The sequence below is a fragment of the Oceanispirochaeta sp. genome, from assembly GCF_027859075.1.
Taxonomy (GTDB): domain Bacteria; phylum Spirochaetota; class Spirochaetia; order DSM-2461; family DSM-2461; genus Oceanispirochaeta.
Map to the genome: position 1 here is coordinate 19,617 of NZ_JAQIBL010000297.1, position 18,422 is coordinate 38,038.

An 18,422-nucleotide genomic window follows, 5' to 3' on the forward strand; every position below is an offset into this window, starting at 1 on the left:
TGTAAAGAAAAAAATACAATATCCCCATGACATTTTACCAAAATGTAGGTTTCAAGGTTTCAGGTTCCTTTATATAAACCTCCCGAAACCATGGATGATGACCCCGGGTTTATATGCGGAAGAGGGACAGAAGGCTCATGATCAATCCAATCAGACCACCAAAGACTCCTCCCCAGAGGACAAGCCAGCCCAGGTGCTTGCGAATCATCTCCTGAATGATTTCCTTCACCATCTGTGGAGTCAGTTCATCCAGTCTTTTTTGTACCACAGCTGTTACATTTTCAATAATGTCACGGGCCGCCTTTTCTGTATCCATTGACCCCGCCAGCATGTGATGAAACTCGGGAGTTGCCGTCTCGGCAATGATGATCTCCCTGGTTTTTTCCTTGAAGGGTTCTCTGAACCCTTCAAGCACCGAGGCTCCACCGAACAGTCCCAGCATGCCCCCCAGAGATGATGACAGGATAGTTTCACTCAATCCCTCAAAAATTCTGTCATAATTCACGGCTTCCGCTGCGGCTGAAAAATCGACCTTGTCAGTCAGAACACCAGTTTCTCCTTCCATAAGGCGGGACACATTCTCTGGAGTGAAGAACTGATCCATGATCAAGGTTCTGATACCCTTTTTAAAATCTTCAAAATGCAGAGGGATGACTCCCGAGCCATAGAGCCCCGGGACTCGTTCAAAAAGCATATGGATGGCCAGCCAGTTGGTGACGGCTCCCGAAAGTGCAAAAAAACCCACTGATCTGATCTGTTCCTGATACCAGGGGCTTATGGTGCTGACCCCGATGATTATCAGGGTCACCAGAGTAGTCATACTATTCATATTCATGTCTAATTTTACGTCCTTTGGAATTGATCTGTTTTATACGGATTCAGTTCCCGATGATTTTTTAGAATTCTTCTGGTATATTAGAAAGACATGTACAGAATTTCAAGATGCTTCACTTTCAGTCTTTTTTTATTCACGATCCTCCTCAGCCCTTTGCAGTCACAGGAACGGTGGCCGGGTCCAGTTTTCCTGGATGAATTTGTCTTTGACAGGATGGCCCTGTACGCCATCGGTTGGTCAGAAAAAAGCGCGTTTGCCTACGGTGTCCTGACTCCCGGTGAAAAAGGGAGTTCTTACTGGCAGTGGTTTATACTGGATCTTGTTGAGGATAAGTTCCTTTATAACAGTCCCCGTTGGACCCTCCTGGAGGGACAGTCTCCCTCGGAGCTCTGGGAGCTCCATCCCGAATGGTATTCCCAGCTCGTCCGCTTCGGCATTACCCCCATGAATGAGTTTCAGGCCGGGGGGCAGACCTTTCAGCAGGGGGGGGATTCCTATCGGATGGCCTATACTCTGGATCGTTCGGAATCCGGAACTTACCCCGAAGGTCAGACCAAAAATATAAGGATTGATCTGTTTCGTAACCATGATACCGCCAAGACCGTCTACTCCTACAGCCCTGATGGTGAAAAGGATTCAGTGGAAGACCTGATTCTTAAGGGGTATATCCTCAGTCCCTTTGAAAAAAGAACCGCCCTTGTTTCTCTGGAAAAGACGGTCTCACCCGGAGACAAGGCAGAATGGAAATACCGGATTATCGGCGCTCATCTGACCATCGGATTTTCACAGGTCCGCCAGAGCGGCAGCAGTCTCTCCGAGGCGGTCCTGAACGGTCAGTATTATGTGAGCAGAATGCTTTTGTCCGAAGGAGCCGATCTCAATGCCGTTGATTCCCGGGGGTATTCGGCAATGCTTATCGCCGCGAGGTTACAGCACTGGTCCATCCTGACCCTGCTGGTTGAATCTGGTGCCACCGTTTCGACTCTGGATGACAGAGGACGATCGGCTCTCCACTATGCCGCCGAAGGAGTGGATGCCGAACTGGTCAGGCTTCTGCTTAAAGCGGGGGGCGATCCCGATTTGAAAGACCGGAAGGGCCAGAGTCCCCGGCTCCTTGCCGGGCTGAAGGGAGATCCAGCGGTCATGTCCGCTTTTCAGTAGATTATTTATGATAGGGTTCGTTTCTGTTGATGCGATAGGCCCTGTAGATCTGTTCCAGAAGGATCACCCTCATCATCTGATGGGGATAAGTCAGTTTCGAGAATGACAGGGACAGGCTGCTTTGGCGGCAGAGTTCTTCCGAGAGTCCCAGGGAACCACCGATCACAAAGACAAGATGAGAGTGTCCCTGATGGGGAATCTTGTCTAACCAGCGGGCAAAACTTTCTGAATCCTGCTCCTTCCCCTGTATTTCGAGAGTGACAAGAAGAGAATCTACTGGTATCTTTATATGAATCCTTTCGGCTTCTTTCCGGCGAATTCTGTTTTTCTCTTCTTCACTGGCGTTATCCGGACATTTTTCATCGGTCACTTCGATTATCTTGAGATTGCAGTAGCGGGTCAGTCTCTTCTGATATTCATCTACGGCGGCTTTCCAGTATTTTTCCTTCAGTTTTCCCACTGTGATGATGGTGATTTTCACAATTGATCCTGTAACATGGCTTATGATATCAGGAATATGAAAAAAGATTTGAAGAAATGTTTTTTTTGAAAGAATTTGGGTTAATATACATATAATGGATAAAAAAGTACTATATTAATGCGATATCAGCTTATTGACTAATCAGCAATAAGTGTTGATTCTACGCTTTTTTTTATATGACTCAGCAAAGGGAGGATTGAGCCGTGGATTTTAAGAATACTAACCTGGTAAATTCGGATTCCACCTGGGAATCCCTTGTCTGCGAAGTACTGAAGGGGATGCCGGGTATTGAAGATAATAAAGATTTTATTCTCAAACACAGGCTCTGCCGGCTTATTGGCATGCTGCCTTTCATTGCAGGGACGGATAATCCCTTCAGAGATGGTTATACAAACTTGTCTCTTTTTCTTTTGAGTAAATTCAATCCCGTGACTGATGTCTATAGTCACCAGCATCAGGATGACTCGGATATCATGCATACACTCATTCCCTACTGTCATTTCTCAGGAGGAGATGAGAAACTCCTCTCCAGGGGAATGCACCTAGTCGCCATGGTCCTTCTGATGGATTATAAGATAAACAGGGACCGTGATCTGGATCAGAATCGATACAATCCCCTGAATTCGGGGAAATGGAATTATGAGGATGTCATGGACACTCTCGGACTCTGTGTTCGTGATATTTCCTGCCCCCTGATGGATAATATACTTTCGGTAGAATATATACCTTTTACCCCCTGGGCTCTGGGAGCCTGATCTTTCACCGGGATTAAGTTTCAGTCTCATCTCAATCAAATCCCTCCTCTGTGGGTGATCTCATCATCTGGACATTTCAAGTGTATCCATGATTTTATAATAAGAAAAAAATGAACTGATCCGGATCGGGGAGAAGAATAGAATTGTTTTCACCAGGCTTGATAGCGGGCAGGATTCTTCAGGGGGGATGATAGAGTGATTGAAACGAGGAATAAAGTAGAAGCATTTTTGAAGAAATACGGGATGCTTTCTGCGGGAGTGGATCTGAAGGAAGGAGTCAGTCTTTTTCTGGATGAAATGGAACGTGGACTTTCCGGAGAGAGCTCTATAGCCATGATTCCCACTTTTATTGAGACCGCAAATCCTGTCATCACAGATAAAAAAGTTGTGGTCATTGATGCGGGAGGCACAAATCTGAGGACAGGGTTGGTTTCTTTTGATAAAAACTATAAACCCGTCATTGAAAACTTCAAAAAATATCCTATGCCCGGTACCCGCGGTGCCGTCAGCAAAGATGAGTTTTTTAGTACACTGGCAGGGTATATCATCGATCTGGTTCCCCAGGGTGAAAAAATCGGATTCTGTTTTTCCTATCCTACCGAGATGTATCCCAATAAGGACGGCCGTCTGATTAAATTCAGCAAGGAAGTAGACTGCCCCGAAGTCCATGGTGAAATGATCGGAGAGAATCTTCTGGCATCCCTGAAGAAAATGGGATTTACGGATAAACGGGATGTTGTTATCCTCAATGATACGGTCGCCACTCTTCTGACTGGAATGATTTCCTTTCCCCAGCAGGTTTTCAGCGGGTTCATTGGTTATATTTTCGGCACAGGAATCAACGGCTGTTACAGCGAGTCCAATCGGAATATTCTTAAGCTCCGCGGACTGGAGGCTTCCCACACTCAGATCATCAACACCGAATGCGGTTCATTCGGGAAACCGCCTCAGGGGTTGATCGATAAGGAACTGGATGCTAAAACCAGTGACCCCGGCCATTATCGCCTTGAAAAGATGGTTTCCGGGGGATATTTTGGTCTTGTTGTTACCAGGACCCTTGAAAAAGCACTGACTGAAGACCTATTTTCAAAAGAGGCACAGACCCTTCTGGGAGATCTGGGAAGACTGAGTACCAAGGATGTGGATGATTACCTCCATAACCCTCATAATAAGAGCAATGTTCTTGTCAAAGCTCTGAAGAATCAGGAACTCTCTGACAGGGAAGCCCTGTTTTATCTGATCAATGATCTGCTGGACCGGGCTGCAAAACTGGCATCCTGCGCCCTGGCGGGAATCGTACTGAAATCCGGAAAGGGTACATCCCCTCTGGAGCCCTTGTGCCTCACCGTAGATGGGACCACCTTTTACTGTTCCTATGAGTTTAAAACCCGGGTGGAACAGTATTTGCGGGAGATCCTTCAGGGAGAGAATCAGAGATATTACGAAATAGTCCGTGTTGAGGATGCTCCCCTTCTGGGGGCCGCAATTGCGGCCCTGACAAACTGATTCATTCTTGAATTATCCTGGTAAATCTCTCTAAAAAGTCTGATAATTTGATTTATATGATTTTTCATAGGAGTCTGATTTGCCAGAGTATGGGTCTTGGGCAGGAAAAAAAATAATAATCGCTGATGATGAGGAATTTATCCGCCGTCATCTGATGAAACGTCTCAGCAGTCTGGGCCTTATCGTCCTGGAAGCTGCCACGGGACGCCAGGTTCTTGAGCTTTTAATCAATACTCCCGATCTTATTCTCATGGATGTGAGAATGCCGGAAATTGACGGATATGAAACCACAAGGCAGATCAAAACTAATTTGAGTACCTCGGATATTCCGGTGATCCTCCTCAGCGCATTATCCGGATGGGATGACATTGAGTACGGTTTCAGAGTTGGAGCCGATGAGTTCCTATGCAAACCGGTTACCTAATCTGTCATTTTGGAATCCATTTCAAAGAAGCTTTCGTCCCTTCAGATCTCCTGAAAATGCTCCTCCCTTTTATCCATCCTGGTGTATAATGATTCCGAGGAATAATCCGTATGAACAATGAACCCTTAGCAGAGCTGGAACGCAGACGTCTACAGAGGCAGATGTTTGCTCTGGAAGATGAAAAAGAAGCCGTCGAAGCCCGGTACAAGTATCTTCTGCAGCAGGCCCGGGTCGGCCTTTTCTCACTGAATGCCAAGGATTGCCGGTTGAAGGATGCCAACTCAGAGATGATTTCTATGTTTCTTTGTTCAGATCTGGAGGATCTCAAGCAGCATTTGACTCCCCTGTCGGCAGGGGATATTCATTTCATCGATCCCCGCCATTTTGCCAACTTGAAAGCCACGGAAGCAGTCTCATTTTCACTACATTCCTTCAGGAAAAACGGGGACTCCTTCTGGGCCAGGATTATCCTGCAGGCCCTGGAGAAAAATGAGATTCTGGAAGGAATCATTACGGATATCTCCGATCAGGTCAAAGCGGATGTGGAGCTTCGGAAAGCCATCGTTCAGGCAGAACAGGCCCGGAAGGAGGCGGAGGAAGCCAATAATGCAAAGAGCCGCTTTCTGGCTAATATTTCTCACGAGATCCGGACTCCTTTGAACGGGATTATCGGATTTACTGAGATCATCATGGCTTCCATCGCTTCTCTTGAAGGACAGCTCTACGCCGGGAAGATTCTGGATGAGTCGGACAACCTTATGACCCTGATAAATCAGCTTTTAGATATCTCCAAGATTGAAGCACAACAGCTGGAACTGAATAACAGTGTTTTTAATTTGAGGACCCTTCTGGAGGAAACCATCAGTTTTATCAGGCTCCGAGCCAGAAACAAGGGTTTGACCCTGGCTGTGGAATACGATGAGTCCATACCAGACTGCATCTGGAGTGATTCCTACCGATTGAGGCAGATCCTTTTAAATCTCCTTTCCAATGCGGTGAAATTTACCTCCCGGGGGGGGGTTGAGATGAAAGCCATTCTTCAGGAGCAGGAAGGAGATGAGCTGGTCCTCCGTTTTGAGGTTCATGATACGGGGATCGGAATACCTCAAGATATGCATTTAAAGGTTTTTGACAGCTTTGTTCAGGCCGACAGCTCCATTTCCAGGCATTACGGAGGCACGGGTCTTGGGATTTCAATCTCAAGGGAAATCGTCAACATCATGAATGGTAAAATCTGGTTCGATAGTGTCGAGGGGGAGGGATCAACCTTCTTTTTTACCATTCCCTGCCAGGAAGCCGACCCTATGAATCCCGGAGCACCCCGGCTCCGCAGGAGTGCTCCCTTCATAAAGACCTCTTTGGTAGGGCTGAGGGTTCTGGTTGTAGAGGATTACCCTACAAACCGCGAGATTGCACAACATCATCTTCAATCGGCAGGTTGTGATGTGGATATGGCTGCCAATGGGATCAGCGCTCTGTCTAAAGTGCAGGATAGGGATTACGATATCATCCTGATGGACGTTCATATGCCCGAAATGGATGGTATGGAAGCAACACGGAAAATCAGAAGTTTCCCCCGGTATAAAATGGTTCCCATCCTCGGCATGACAGCCAATGTACTGCCCGCTAATCTGCAAGACTGTAGAAGATCCGGAATGAATGACATCCTGACCAAACCTCTCAGGAAAAAAGAAATGCTTGAGTCTCTGGAGATCTGGTATACTCTCGGGGATACAAAAACCCTGCCATCAGTCAATAAACCCGGTAGTCCACTGGAGCCTCAGGATGATCTGGATGACCTTCCCTTCGATTATGCGGGATTTTTGGAACAGATGGAGGGGGATGCCGGGGCTGCCCGGGATATCATTTTGGGTTTTATGGATAATCTTATCAAACAGATGGATGTCATTGCCGAATCAATCGAAAGAGATGACCTGATTCTGATTCATCGGGAAGCTCACTCCATTAAGGGAGGTGCCCTGAATCTGGGAGCATCTGAACTGGCATCCTGGGCCATGGCTCTTGAGAAAGCCGGGGCAGAAAAATATACCGAAATCATTCCCCATCTTTTTCTGAATCTCAGGAACAGCGTCGCCGAAATCCTCTCCTGCCGTGACAGAATCAGTCTCATCGGTTAAGATAGGGCTATGAAAAAAGATGCTCTTGTCCTGTACAAACAGGTTCCAGCCCGAATCCGGGAAATCCTGTCTGATAAAATAGTCATCCTCCTTCCCGATGGTAAGGAAAAGAAAGTCCGCAGCAAAGATATCCACCTCCTTCATCCCGGTCCTGTGACAACCCTCCCCGATGGGGCAGTTCCGAATGGACAAGCTGAGGAAGCCTGGGAGCTGCTGCAGGGAGAATCTCCCAGCCTGCAGGATCTGGCAGAGCTTGCCTTTGGGGAGTATAATCCCCAGACGGTATGGGCTGCTTTTCTCCTTTTAAACCGAACCCCCTGGTTTCGGGGTACCCTGGATGATATCCGTGTCCAAACACCTGAAGATGTTGAAAAAATTCAGAGAGAAGAAGAAGAGAAGAAAGAAGCAGATTTGCGCTGGACTTCCTTTATTACAGCCTTGAATAAGGGAACCATTCAGGAAGAGAACCGGGGATTACTCACCGATCTGGAACAGTACTGCCTCCAGAAGAGTAAAAAATCAAGAATCCTTCAGGCTTTGGGTAAACAGCAGTCTCCTGAAAACGCACACCGCCTGCTCCTGCAGCTGGGAGTTTGGGATTTGAGGCGGAATCCATGGCCGGAACGAAATCAAATGCCTCTCAAGGCCCCTTCCTTTGCACTGGAAGCTGGCCCGGAATTGGAACGGCTGGATCTGACAACCATGGAAGCCTATGCAATAGACGATGTGGGAAATAAGGACCCTGATGATGCCCTGAGTTTTCATGATGGTAAACTCATTGTGCATATTGCGGATTCGTCCTCACTGATCCCTGCCGGTACCGAGGCAGACAAGGAAGCCCGCGGGCGGGCGGCTAATCTCTACCTTCCCGAATCGACCATCCCCATGCTTCCTCTGGAAGCAACGGAGAAGCTTGGTCTGGGTCTTCAGGAAATATCTCCTGCTCTCAGCTTTGAATACACCCTGAATGAAGAGTTTGATATTACAGACTGCCGTATCAACTTTTCAAATGTAAAAGTGACCCGTATGACTTATGGGGAAGCCGAAGAGAAGCTGGAAGAAGAGCCTTTTTGCAGTATCATGAAAGTGACAAAGCGTTTCAATAGCTGGCGGAAAGAAAATGGGGCTCTCTTTTTACAGCTCCCTGAGGTTAAAATAAGAGTGACTGAAGAGGGCTTGGGAGACATCCTTATTTCTCCTATTGAAGAGTATAAAAGTCGTGATATGGTTGCCGAGACCATGATGATGACAGGTTTTCACACGGCCCGTTTTTCCCGAGATAATGGAATCCCTATTCCCTATGTGGTTCAGCCTGCTCCGGAGGGAGATCTCCCAGAGACCTCTCCCGATGATCCGGCTTCTATGGTTCAATTGCGGAAATTCATGAAGCGCAGTCAGACCACCACTGTCGGAGGACCTCACAGCGGGATGGGCCTTCCCGTCTACACCAGAGCGACCAGTCCTTTGAGGCGTTACTCTGATCTACTGGTACAGCAGCAGCTGCGCTTGTTTAAAGCAGGGCTTCCTCTCCTGACTGAAGAGGATATTCTGGAAGGAACTGCCTCCTGTGAGTCTGTCATCGGCCGGGTTATCGGGAGTGAGCGATCCTCCAATCTGCACTGGAAGCTGGTCTATCTGGCAGAAAATCCCGACTGGGAAGGTGAGGGCATCATTGTGGGCCGTTCGGATAAACAGATGATTCTGCAAATCCCTTCTCTGGCACTGGAAACCAGGATAGCCTTGACTGAAAAATTGCCACTGAACAGCCGGATTACCGTTGGTCTTGAGAGGGTGGATATTCCTGTGCAGCAGGTTCAATTTAAAGTCAGGGATTGATTTGCCTGCGGGGAGAGGGTAATATGAGGATCATGAAAGCGGTTTTCTCTCTCTTTTTCTTATGCCTGATCCTCCCTCTTTCGGCGCAGGAAAAAATTTCATTCCCCGGCAACCTCAAGTATGATCCTTTCTATGCGGTACAGATGACTGATAGTGACGGGAGTCAATACACCCTTCACAATGCCTCTTGTATCAATCCCGAAGGGGAGATCAAATACTTTGCCTGGTTCCGGAGAGGTACAGATAAGGGGCTTGCTGAATATCCTCTGGACTTGTATAAGGTCCTCAGTTTTGAGCTGACCGGGAATTATGAAGTCTATCCAGACGGTTATACCCCCTGCAGGGTCACTCTTTCGTCGGGAACATCCTTCGACGGATTTCTGGATACTACAGGATACATGGGGGGGGTGGATGAAGAGTTCGGTACCTATGTCAGGATATACCTGCAGTATAACGGGATAAAGTCCATCTCCTTTCTCCATGACGGGACCTATCTCCGTTGTCCCTTCTGCGGAGCTCTTTTCTATAATCAGACCCTGGCAGACTGTCCCTTCGATAAGACTCCCCTGATTCCACAGAATCCTTAAATTTTTTCTACCTCTTCTCCATGCCAGGCATAGGAGGAAGGAACGGCCAGTTTTCTCAGGGTACAGAGCCATTTATAGCCTGAAGTTCTAGGGTTGCTGAAGAAAAAGACATAGAGTGTTTTATCATGATAAAATTCCAGTTTCTGCCTTGTCATCACATGAACGCCGTTCATCTCGGTCAAAGGTATGCGCCGGATGTCGCCTTTTTCCGGGCGGACCAGAATATGATCACTGAAAAGAGCCAGTTTCCCTTTCCGGGTCCAGGGCCTCAATGGATCCATCCTGAAACCTGTTTTTATAAGAATATCATGATCTATTATAAAGGGTCGGGACGTCTTCTCATTCCTGTAATCTCTGAGTAATTCGGGTAGAACCTGTTCCTGCCACTGGTTCCACTGCAAAACTGTTTGGAATGATTGGCCCTGCGTCTTGTAGTGAAATCTGTATTGATCATCCAGAGTCGTCTCAAAGCTGCAGCTTCTGCAGTAGAATTGATTTCCCTGAGAGTGGAGGGAGGCGATACTGCGGCAGGAGGGACAGATAAAGAGCAGGGCTTCCAGATATTCCGCCCTGCTGGTGGACTTATACCTCCAGTTTCTACCGGGAATTGTCAGATCCATGTCTTTATAGCTGATGATGCTGGTCAGTTTTTCGAAAATCTCATCACTGTCGAGTTTTTTGACATCTCTGCCATCGGCAAACAGGGGATGAATGGTCAGCTCCATGGGACCCTTCCGCCTGGATTTTCCCCAGCGGGGAAAAACGCCGCTCCCTCCGGAGAACAAGGGAACATACACCGGGATTTTAAGTAGTTTTATGAGCTTGGCTGTGGAATAGAACAGAGGCATTCCTCCGCCATCCCAGCTCAATTGTCCTTCCGGAAATACGCAGATGACTCGACCTTTTCCTTTTAGATCCATCATATGCCTGATGGCTCCCAGGTCGCTTTTAGCCTTAGCCTTGGGGAAGACTCCGATGAGGGAGAAGAAGAATCCAATCACAGGGTTTCTGAAATGGGATTCAGAAGCCATACTATTTAAAGGAAGGGGGAAAATGAGGCTCAGGATGACAGCATCCCACTTCATAATATGATTGGGAAGAAGCAGATAAGGGGCTTTCATGGTTTTAAGAATTTCAGGGTTGGTTATCTTGACGGGATAAAAAAAAAGGAACCAGGGGCGTACCACTGTTTTTATAAAAAAATACAAACCCCTTTTGAACAATTTTATACGAGTCACTCTTGTCCTCTCTTTTTAAACCCGGGATTATCATTTCAGGTTCTATTTTTAAATACATAGGGAGAAAGCCCGGAGTTCCCCTAAAATTCAAAGTCTTCCGGGAGGGGATTGTAATGCATATCCACATCATCAATCGTCCATTCTTCGGGCAGGGAGAAAATGGATTTTATATCTGAACATTCCCTTTCGGTGAAATCATCTCCATGATAAATCACAAATTTTTTCTTTCTGAAGAGATACACAACCCTGCCCCGGGGAATCATGTCATATTCAGAGCGGTAGCTGGGAGGCAGCTTGTCGAGAATCCCCCTTTTCTGCATGAGAAACCAGGCCGCATAATGGCCCACTTTATAATCGACGCTGATGGATGTACTCATTCCCCGGGTGACAAGGGATGATTCGGCATGAAAAAGTGAATTCTGGTAACTCCAAAAAATGCCAACACAGGGTTCGGGATCAAGGGGTAAAAAGGGAAACTCACTCACGGAATCAGGTCCTCCTCCTGACGGGTAATATCCGGTAGTTTCATCCTGACGGCATTGAAAAAGGCGGCGTTCCTGTCGCTCAGAATGAATCCTTTTTTCCATTCTTCGTAAACCTTCCGGGATGCGTCATCCAGTATTCTGTCCTCCAGGGACGCTGTGTCTGAAGGGATTTGTCTGTGCTCTGACGAAAGCAGGTTGTACTGCACTCCCGGTAGTTTCAGGAAATCCAGCAGGGCACCCTCAGGTATATTTCGGCCTGTGGTTTTCAGTATCAAAGGGAAAATCCTGGCGGGCAGGGGCCTTTCCATTCCCTCCAGTTGAGGGAGAGCTAAGGTCCGGCCCGACTGAAGAGGGAAGGATCTGGCAGGGAAAAAAGCAATATTCCGGTTCCGGTATGTCTCACTCAGGAAACAGTCATCCTGCTCCATAAATCTGTGGTTTAGAATCTGATCCAGATAAAGGCGGGCGGCCTTTTTAAGGCTTTCCTTATCCGTCAGAAGACCGGGATCAAAGGGGGATGTCCTCTCAGAGAGGGAAGCCAGGATGCTCATGAAGAGATCTGGATGGATTCTATACCCTGAAGGGAGCACAAGTGTTTCTGTCTTCTCTATCATTCCGGGGACGAGGGTGCTCTGAAGTGCATAAGCACATGTTTTCTCCTCATCTAAGACTTCATCCGGGGGCTGAAATATAAGGATGAAGTCGGGAATCAGGTCGCCCGTCATCTCTCGATGGATTAATTCTGTTGAAATATTCTGTACTTCTCTGTATTCCACATCCACTTTGTGCAGGCTGCTCCAGACGGCGATCTGTTTATCCAGAGCCGCAAGACCGGGCTCAGCCCAGAGAATCAGGTCCTTACGCGGAAAGGCAGTCCCGTAGATTTCTATCCTGGTGGGGTTGTAGTACAGGCTGTTGCTCATGGACAGCTGCCAGAACCCCTCTTCCTGGCTTTCGGCCAACACATCCGGGCTGAGAAGCTTGGCATTCCTGAGGCTGTGAATGTCTTCATTCAGCAGAATGTCCCCGCTGGGAATAATGATTCTGATCCCGTTGAGTTCCGTCATGAGGGGAAGAATTTCCGCCAGAGGTATGCCCTGCTGTTCCTTCATTCCTCTGGACAGTTCAATCTTGAGATCCCTGAGGTCGGAGGGACTATAACTATGCCAGAGGATGTCATTCAGATAAATATCCAGGGAGAACAGGAGGGGTGAGGCCAGGAGAAGGATTATAATAAGGAGGAACCGGCTCTTTTTCATTTCAGCCAAATTGTATCCTTTACCGGCAACCCTGGCAAGGTAAAATGTTAACTCCCTCTTCCTGTAGGATTATTAGTTCAAAAACAGGTCTATAGCGTGTTCCGGTTTGATTTCCCTGTTTAAAATGGCGTAGACCAGCTGAATAATGGGAAGTTTCAGATTGTACTTTTCGCCTAGAAGAACAGCATAGCGTGCGGCAATGGCTCCCTCGGGGAGGTATCCGATGCTGCCGATATGATCGATGAGATCATCAATGCCGTTATACTTTTCATGAATCCGTTTGAGAATAATATCCCTTCCGAAGCGTCTGTTTCTTCCATAGATCGAACGGCAGGTCACGTCCAGGTCGCCTACTCCGGCAATGGATGTGAATGTCTCAGGATGGGTTGATCCCAGGCTTTTACCTAAAAGCTGTATCTCATTCAGACCGGCAGCAAAAAGGAAGGACTCCGTATTGTCTCCCACGATGGCCGAGGTTTCTTTCAAGGCATCCAGAATACCGAAGGCTATGGCAATCACATTTTTCACAGCGGCGCATGTCTGGACACCCACAACATCCAGTGAAGAAAACAGCCGGGTGTTGGTCGAGCTCATCAGCTTCCTGAATATGATGGAATTACGCGGGTTTGTGGAGGCGCTGATCAGTCCGGTAATCTTACCGGCACCAATTTCTTCGGCGTGACTGGGGCCTGATATATAAACCAGATTTCCCTTGTAAAAGCCGGGCAGGTAGTTCTCCAGAGTCTCCAGAATAAACTGGGGGCCGTTTTTCCCTGGAACAAATCCCTTGGTAATGGTGGCGATCATTGTTTCCCCTTCCAGAATGTTGGGAACCGCCAGGATCTTCTTGATCGTGTCGACCAGAAAGAGGGAAGGTGTAGCCAGGAACAGGTAGTCCACCCCTGTCGCTGCTTCGACAATATCTGTTGTTGCCCTGACCGAGGGCGGAATGTTGACTCCCGGGAGGAACTCGCAGTTTTCTCTTTTCTCATTGATATCCCGGGCACCGGCTTCAGTGAAGCTCCATATGGTTGTGTCCAGATCCTTCTGACCCATGATTGTGGCAATGGCCGTTCCAAACGCGCCAGCTCCGATGATCCCGATTTTTTTGTCACTCATGATTTTCACCTCGATTTATATGTAAGAGAATAGTTAATGTCTTCTTTATGCAGAAGCAGTTTGATCAGGGGGAGAGATATCTTCATGGTCGAAGTGTTAAACATTTGTCCGCCTTTCTGTTCAATGATACGCCCTTCGACGGTGATCAGTAAATTCAAAGATGCCGAGTTGATCAGAGACCGGAGGGTTTTTTCTTCGATCCCCCGGGCATCTTCAAAAATGAAAAAGAGCATCTCTTTATATTCAGCCTCACTGATGCTGGGTTCAGGGAGGAAATACTGGAATCCCGGGTCCTGAAGCATGGGGAAGAGCTGAAAAAGCTGTTGAAAATTGTCCTTATTGATCCGGATCTTCAACTGATGAGTGTCCTGACTCAATGCCTTGTATTCCAGGACCCTGTTCTCAGCCGGCACCCCTGTTAACTTTCCCGTTGACAGGAAGAGCTCTTCAATATGATGGAAACTAAGGCTTCCTGAATATTTTCCGTCCCGGGGAGATTCGACCTTGATGTCGGTAAAGAAAGGATTCTGTTCCAGTTCCGCTTTAATGGATCCCGAGTCCAGTCTGTTTCCACCCCCCTGTCCGGAGTTGCTTAAATCCGTCAGATCCTGGAGGGTCGTAATAAAGAAGTCTTCCAGAAGGACAGAGGATTCCACATGTCCCGATCCGTCAGGGCTCAGATAGATCTGTTGATTCACGGAACAGGAGAAAAGAAAAAGTGAGACTGCTGCGCTCAACAGAAGGCTGTTCTTCATGTTCTTACCCCCAAGTAAGTATATAAGCAGGAAATGGTGGATAGGATACACCAAAGAGTAGGGAAATTAAAGAGCCACTTCTTACTGATTTTACTCCTGGAGGATACTCAGCCAGTTCTCTCCCGGAGGTCCCTTAATAAATAGGTATTTGTTCTGAAAGAATTTTCCACTATAATGAAGGAAATCTGAAAAGGGAGACCTCCCATGGATATACGAGAACTACAGCTATTCCTGAAGCTTTCCGAGAATCTTCATTATACCAAAACCAGTCATTTGATGGCGATCAGTCCTTCTGCTTTGAGCAGGACCATCCAGAGGATGGAGGATCAAATTGGGCAAAAATTGTTTTTCAGGGATAATCGGGGTGTCGTCCTCACTCCCGGGGGAATCCGGTTTTGTGAATATGCCCAGTCGGTTCTGGAAAGCTGGCAGAGTCTGCAGAATGATCTGACCGAAGAGAGCCGGGAAATTAAGGGAGACCTGGTTGTATACACTTCTGTCACAGGCTGTTATACCATCCTTCCCGAACTTCTTGAAAAGTGCCGGCAGACCTATCCCGGTATCCATATTAATCTGAAAACCGGGTCTGCCGCCGATGCGGTGGCTGTCGTATTAAGCGGTCTGGTTGATCTTTCCGTGGCGGCCGAACCTGATTCTCTTCCCGAAAATCTGGTGTTTCTGAATGTGACCAGCACCCCCCTGCAGCTTATCGCTCCTGCGAAGGAGTGTCACCTCACAGACAAGATGAATACTCCCGGTACCGCCTGGTATGATATGCCTCTTATCCTCCCCGAGAAGGGCCTGGCCCGTAAGAGGCTGGATCGCTTTTTCAAGACACGCCAGATTCAGCCTGAGATCTATGCGGAAGTGGACGGGAATGAAGCTATCATTGCCCTCGTCAGCCTGGGCTTTGGACTGGGCATCGTTCCATCATTAGTGAGAGAATTCAGTCTGATTCAGGATAAGATCCGGGTTCTGCCGGATGTTCCCGACCTGGAACCCTACCATGTGGGCATATGTGTTAATCGGCGCAAGAGTCAGACCCCCTTATTGCAGGCCTTTACTTCACTGATCACAAGCCTGGACGGAAAGGGGTCCTCTGCTCTCCCGGGACAAAAAGAATCATGATGGAAAACACAGACAGCAAAAGACTCCTGATTCTGAAAATACTCAGTGAGGATGATCAGCCCCTTTCCAGTCAGATCATCAAGGAACGCCTTCAGGAACGGGGTACAGCCCTCAGTGAAAGGACTGTCCGTTTTCATATGCTGGCACTGGACAAGGCCGGACTGACGGAATACAAGGGAAAAAAAGGCCGCTATCTGACAGCCTCCGGATATCGGGAAATTGCCCGGAACCAGGTCTATGACCGGGTGGGATTTTTATCCTCCCGCATCGATGAACTATCCTACCAGATGAATTTCAACTGGAAAAAGAGGACGGGTACGGTCCTGGTCAATGTGAGTCTTGTGCCTCTTGAAAACAGCTCTGTGGTGTACCATCTTATGGCACCGGTTTTTGAATCAGGCCTGACCATGGGGCAGAAGGTCGCTGTATTCTGTCCGGGTGAGAAAGTGGGGGATGTGGAGATTCCTGAAGGGTATTTCGGCATGGGAACGGTCTGCTCGATCACACTCAACGGTGTCTTTCTGCACAGCGGGATTCCTGTTACATCCGTCTTCGGGGGACTGCTGGAAGTGTCGGGCAGCCGTCCGGACCGCTTCGCTGCCATCATTAACTACAATGGTACAAGCCTTGATCCTTTAGAGATCTTTATCAGCAGCGGTATGACCGACTGCCGGGGTGCCGCGGAAGCGGGGCATGGTTTGATAGGAGCCAGTTTCAGGGAAATTCCCGCATCCAGTCTTGATGAGGTCACGGAAATTCATCAGCACCTGGTGGAAATGGGACTGGGAGGCATCCTGAAAGTAGGGTATTCCGGCCACTCTCTTCTTGAAATCCCTGTGGCAGACGGCAGGATCGGCATTATCACCGCCGGAGGGCTTAATTCCATCTCAGCCCTGGTGGAAGCGGATATTCCTGTGCGGTCAAAAGCACTCTCGGGACTCATTGAGTATGACAGGCTCATCATGTATACCGATCTTTTTGAAGAATTGGGCCGCACCCGCAGCTGATTCCCTTCAATCCCGATGGTGGAGGAGGGGGCGGATTTCTCCGGTTTCAAGATGCTTCAGAGAGCGGTGCTGACCCGGGGGGATGCCCTCAAGCCAGGTCAGGGCAATCTGCAGAATGTCTCCATGAGATACAATGAGGATCTGTTTCTTATCGAAACGTTTTTCCATCTCTTCGATGAAGCTCCGGAAGCGCATCTGCACTTCTCTTGGACTCTCCACATTCATGGCCCTGTTCTTATCGTTTTTAACATCTTCCATCCAGACCAGGCTGTAGTGTCTGTCCTCTGTCTTTTCATAATCACCAAAAGACCGCTCCCTCAGCAGGGGAGAGCTTTCGGGTGGAAGAGCTCCCAGAATTTCTGCTGCCACCTGGGCGGTCTCCCTTGTTCTGAGGAAGTCGGAGGACAGGATCAATGTTTCCCGGTTCAGAAGGCTCTGCTCCTGTAAAATATTCCGGATCTGTTCCCGCCCTGTTTCACTGAGACCGTAATGGTCGGCTCCATTGTCATAATGGCTTATGATGAGTCCCTCTTCGTTTGCCAGGCTTCTACCATGGCGCATGAGGTAGTAACTATTGTGAAGTCCTTCCGGACACACTGCATAAGGTCGGATTATTTTATCCACTAATATGCGTTTTTATTGACAAATCCATTTAATATCGTGAGCAGGAGGATTTTAAAATCTAGTGCCAGAGTCCAGTTCCGGATGTAATACATGTCAAACTCGATCCGTTTTTCCAGACTGGTATTCCCTCTCCAACCATTGATCTGAGCCCAGCCTGTAATGCCGGCTCTCATCTTGTGGCGGAGCATATATCCGGGTATCTCATCCTTGAACCCTTCGATCAGTTCCGGGCGTTCGGGACGGGGGCCTACCAGGCTCATATCCCCCTTCAACACATTCCATAACTGAGGGAACTCATCCAGACTTGTTTTGCGGATGAAGGTGCCAAAGCGGGTTCGCCGGGGGTCATTTTCCACGGTCCAGGTGAATCCTTCTTCTTTGTCCGCATACTGACGCATGGAGCGGAATTTCCACATTTTAAAAACTTTGCCGTTGGAGGTCATCCTTTCCTGGCTATAGAAAATGGGTCCCGGTGAAGTGAGTTTCACCAGCAGACTCACAATGAGCAGCATAGGGGAGAGAATCAGAATGCCAAGGAATGATCCACCCATATCCATCAGACGTTTACTGAGAAGGCTTAAATGGATTTCAGATGGTTTATTGATGTAAAGGAGAGGGGTTCCCAGAAAATCCTCTATTGTTGTGCCAATGAGGGCATAGTTTACCTGGGGAATCATGATGATGGGAGTCACCTGGTTGTAATGGGTTTTAATAAAGTGGTCCTGCCTGTTATGGTTCTGTCCGGAATAACCAACAATGATACTCTGGGGAAGCAGTTTTTCGATAACTCCATCAATTTCCTCGTATGTACAGGATTTTATCCCCTGCTCCTCGGCAGCACCTTCCGAGTCTGCCCAGCAACAGATAACCATACCTGCATGGGGATTCTTTTGAACTTTCTGGATGAACCTGTCTATATGGGGCCCCTGTCCGATAACAAAGAGCTTACTAATCAATTCTCCCTTAATCATCTTCATCATGATGTGATTCCGGAAGATGACCCTGTTGAGAATCAGGGATATCTGACAGATAATGAAGAAAAGAACCAGGGTGAGCCTTGAGAGTCTATCGGCCTGAAGGTGAT

General features: G+C 48.0%; 18 protein-coding genes. 9 read left to right on the forward strand and 9 right to left on the reverse strand.

Annotated features, from left to right (window positions below; all coding sequences use genetic code 11):
- Nucleotides 1-109: 109 nt before the first annotated feature.
- Nucleotides 110-835, reverse strand: a complete 726-nt coding sequence (locus tag PF479_RS16560) for a hypothetical protein (RefSeq protein ID WP_298008823.1) — start codon at nucleotides 833-835, stop codon at nucleotides 110-112.
- Between the two features lie 90 nt (nucleotides 836-925).
- Here PF479_RS16560 and PF479_RS16565 point away from each other — a divergent pair, with 90 nt between their 5' ends.
- On the forward strand, nucleotides 926-1,996 hold the full coding sequence (locus PF479_RS16565; RefSeq protein ID WP_298008826.1) for an ankyrin repeat domain-containing protein: 1,071 nt from the start codon (nucleotides 926-928) through the stop codon (nucleotides 1,994-1,996).
- A 1-nt stretch (nucleotide 1,997) separates the two neighbouring features.
- On the opposite strand, the gene rlmH is transcribed toward PF479_RS16565, so the two are convergent.
- Complete coding sequence (gene rlmH, locus PF479_RS16570; protein WP_298008828.1) at nucleotides 1,998-2,477, reverse strand: 23S rRNA (pseudouridine(1915)-N(3))-methyltransferase RlmH; 480 nt, start codon at nucleotides 2,475-2,477, stop codon at nucleotides 1,998-2,000.
- Nucleotides 2,478-2,680: 203 nt separating this feature from the next.
- Between rlmH and PF479_RS16575 the strand changes: the two genes are divergently transcribed.
- From PF479_RS16575 to PF479_RS16600, 6 genes are all read left to right on the forward strand, one after another.
- A complete protein-coding gene (locus tag PF479_RS16575; protein ID WP_298008831.1) occupies nucleotides 2,681-3,232 on the forward strand; it encodes a hypothetical protein in 552 nt (183 codons plus the stop codon).
- Between the two features lie 195 nt (nucleotides 3,233-3,427).
- Nucleotides 3,428-4,738 carry a hexokinase gene (locus PF479_RS16580; RefSeq protein ID WP_298008834.1) on the forward strand — a complete coding sequence of 437 codons (1,311 nt, stop codon included), beginning with the start codon at nucleotides 3,428-3,430 and terminating at the stop codon, nucleotides 4,736-4,738.
- A 79-nt stretch (nucleotides 4,739-4,817) separates the two neighbouring features.
- Entirely contained in the window at nucleotides 4,818-5,162 is a 345-nt protein-coding gene (locus PF479_RS16585) for a response regulator (RefSeq protein ID WP_298008837.1), read from the forward strand.
- A 110-nt stretch (nucleotides 5,163-5,272) separates the two neighbouring features.
- Nucleotides 5,273-7,300 (forward strand): ATP-binding protein, encoded by a 2,028-nt coding sequence (locus PF479_RS16590; RefSeq protein ID WP_298008840.1) that lies wholly within the window; start codon nucleotides 5,273-5,275, stop codon nucleotides 7,298-7,300.
- A 9-nt stretch (nucleotides 7,301-7,309) separates the two neighbouring features.
- On the forward strand, nucleotides 7,310-9,136 hold the full coding sequence (locus PF479_RS16595; protein ID WP_298008843.1) for an RNB domain-containing ribonuclease: 1,827 nt from the start codon (nucleotides 7,310-7,312) through the stop codon (nucleotides 9,134-9,136).
- 23 nt (nucleotides 9,137-9,159) lie between these two features.
- Nucleotides 9,160-9,723 carry a hypothetical protein gene (locus PF479_RS16600; protein ID WP_298008846.1) on the forward strand — a complete coding sequence of 188 codons (564 nt, stop codon included), beginning with the start codon at nucleotides 9,160-9,162 and terminating at the stop codon, nucleotides 9,721-9,723.
- Here the strand turns inward: PF479_RS16600 and PF479_RS16605 are convergent.
- The 5 genes from PF479_RS16605 to PF479_RS16625 all read right to left on the reverse strand — a co-directional run bounded on the left by PF479_RS16605 (nucleotide 9,720) and on the right by PF479_RS16625 (nucleotide 14,579).
- Nucleotides 9,720-10,961 (reverse strand): lysophospholipid acyltransferase family protein, encoded by a 1,242-nt coding sequence (locus tag PF479_RS16605; protein WP_298008849.1) that lies wholly within the window; start codon nucleotides 10,959-10,961, stop codon nucleotides 9,720-9,722. The two genes, PF479_RS16600 and PF479_RS16605, sit on opposite strands and share 4 nt — an antisense overlap.
- 80 nt (nucleotides 10,962-11,041) lie before the next feature.
- A complete protein-coding gene (locus PF479_RS16610; protein WP_298008851.1) occupies nucleotides 11,042-11,446 on the reverse strand; it encodes a hypothetical protein in 405 nt (134 codons plus the stop codon).
- A complete protein-coding gene (locus tag PF479_RS16615; protein WP_298008854.1) occupies nucleotides 11,443-12,714 on the reverse strand; it encodes a hypothetical protein in 1,272 nt (423 codons plus the stop codon). Before PF479_RS16615 ends, PF479_RS16610 begins: the two co-directional genes overlap by 4 nt.
- A 63-nt stretch (nucleotides 12,715-12,777) precedes the next feature.
- On the reverse strand, nucleotides 12,778-13,824 hold the full coding sequence (locus PF479_RS16620) for an NAD(P)H-dependent glycerol-3-phosphate dehydrogenase (RefSeq protein WP_298008857.1): 1,047 nt from the start codon (nucleotides 13,822-13,824) through the stop codon (nucleotides 12,778-12,780).
- A gap of 5 nt (nucleotides 13,825-13,829) precedes the next feature.
- Complete coding sequence (locus PF479_RS16625; RefSeq protein ID WP_298008859.1) at nucleotides 13,830-14,579, reverse strand: hypothetical protein; 750 nt, start codon at nucleotides 14,577-14,579, stop codon at nucleotides 13,830-13,832.
- A gap of 204 nt (nucleotides 14,580-14,783) precedes the next feature.
- Between PF479_RS16625 and ilvY the strand changes: the two genes are divergently transcribed.
- The gene (gene ilvY / locus PF479_RS16630) at nucleotides 14,784-15,707 is read left to right on the forward strand and encodes an HTH-type transcriptional activator IlvY (protein ID WP_298008861.1); all 924 of its coding nucleotides are present in this window, start codon (nucleotides 14,784-14,786) and stop codon (nucleotides 15,705-15,707) included.
- A complete protein-coding gene (locus PF479_RS16635; RefSeq protein WP_298008863.1) occupies nucleotides 15,704-16,714 on the forward strand; it encodes an NrpR regulatory domain-containing protein in 1,011 nt (336 codons plus the stop codon). The genes ilvY and PF479_RS16635 overlap by 4 nt, the downstream gene beginning before the upstream one ends.
- 6 nt (nucleotides 16,715-16,720) lie before the next feature.
- Here the strand turns inward: PF479_RS16635 and PF479_RS16640 are convergent, their stop codons facing one another.
- Both PF479_RS16640 and PF479_RS16645 read right to left on the reverse strand, forming a co-directional pair.
- Nucleotides 16,721-17,338 (reverse strand): histidine phosphatase family protein, encoded by a 618-nt coding sequence (locus tag PF479_RS16640; protein ID WP_298008864.1) that lies wholly within the window; start codon nucleotides 17,336-17,338, stop codon nucleotides 16,721-16,723.
- A partial coding sequence (locus PF479_RS16645; protein ID WP_298008867.1) for a sugar transferase occupies nucleotides 17,338-18,422 on the reverse strand: 1,085 nt, incomplete at its 5' end. The genes PF479_RS16640 and PF479_RS16645, both read right to left, overlap by 1 nt.

Excerpts from the sequence above, each read along its gene's own strand:
- PF479_RS16560 (WP_298008823.1), bottom strand. The coding sequence starts at position 835 with ATGAATATGAATAGTATGACTACTCTGGTGACCCTGATAATCATCGGG.
- PF479_RS16565 (WP_298008826.1), top strand. The coding sequence starts at position 926 with ATGTACAGAATTTCAAGATGCTTCACTTTCAGTCTTTTTTTATTCACG.
- PF479_RS16590 (WP_298008840.1), top strand. The coding sequence starts at position 5,273 with ATGAACAATGAACCCTTAGCAGAGCTGGAACGCAGACGTCTACAGAGG.
- PF479_RS16595 (WP_298008843.1), top strand. The coding sequence starts at position 7,310 with ATGAAAAAAGATGCTCTTGTCCTGTACAAACAGGTTCCAGCCCGAATC.
- PF479_RS16600 (WP_298008846.1), top strand. The coding sequence starts at position 9,160 with ATGAGGATCATGAAAGCGGTTTTCTCTCTCTTTTTCTTATGCCTGATC.
- PF479_RS16620 (WP_298008857.1), bottom strand. The coding sequence starts at position 13,824 with ATGAGTGACAAAAAAATCGGGATCATCGGAGCTGGCGCGTTTGGAACG.
- PF479_RS16625 (WP_298008859.1), bottom strand. The coding sequence starts at position 14,579 with ATGAAGAACAGCCTTCTGTTGAGCGCAGCAGTCTCACTTTTTCTTTTC.
- ilvY (WP_298008861.1), top strand. The coding sequence starts at position 14,784 with ATGGATATACGAGAACTACAGCTATTCCTGAAGCTTTCCGAGAATCTT.
- PF479_RS16635 (WP_298008863.1), top strand. The coding sequence starts at position 15,704 with ATGATGGAAAACACAGACAGCAAAAGACTCCTGATTCTGAAAATACTC.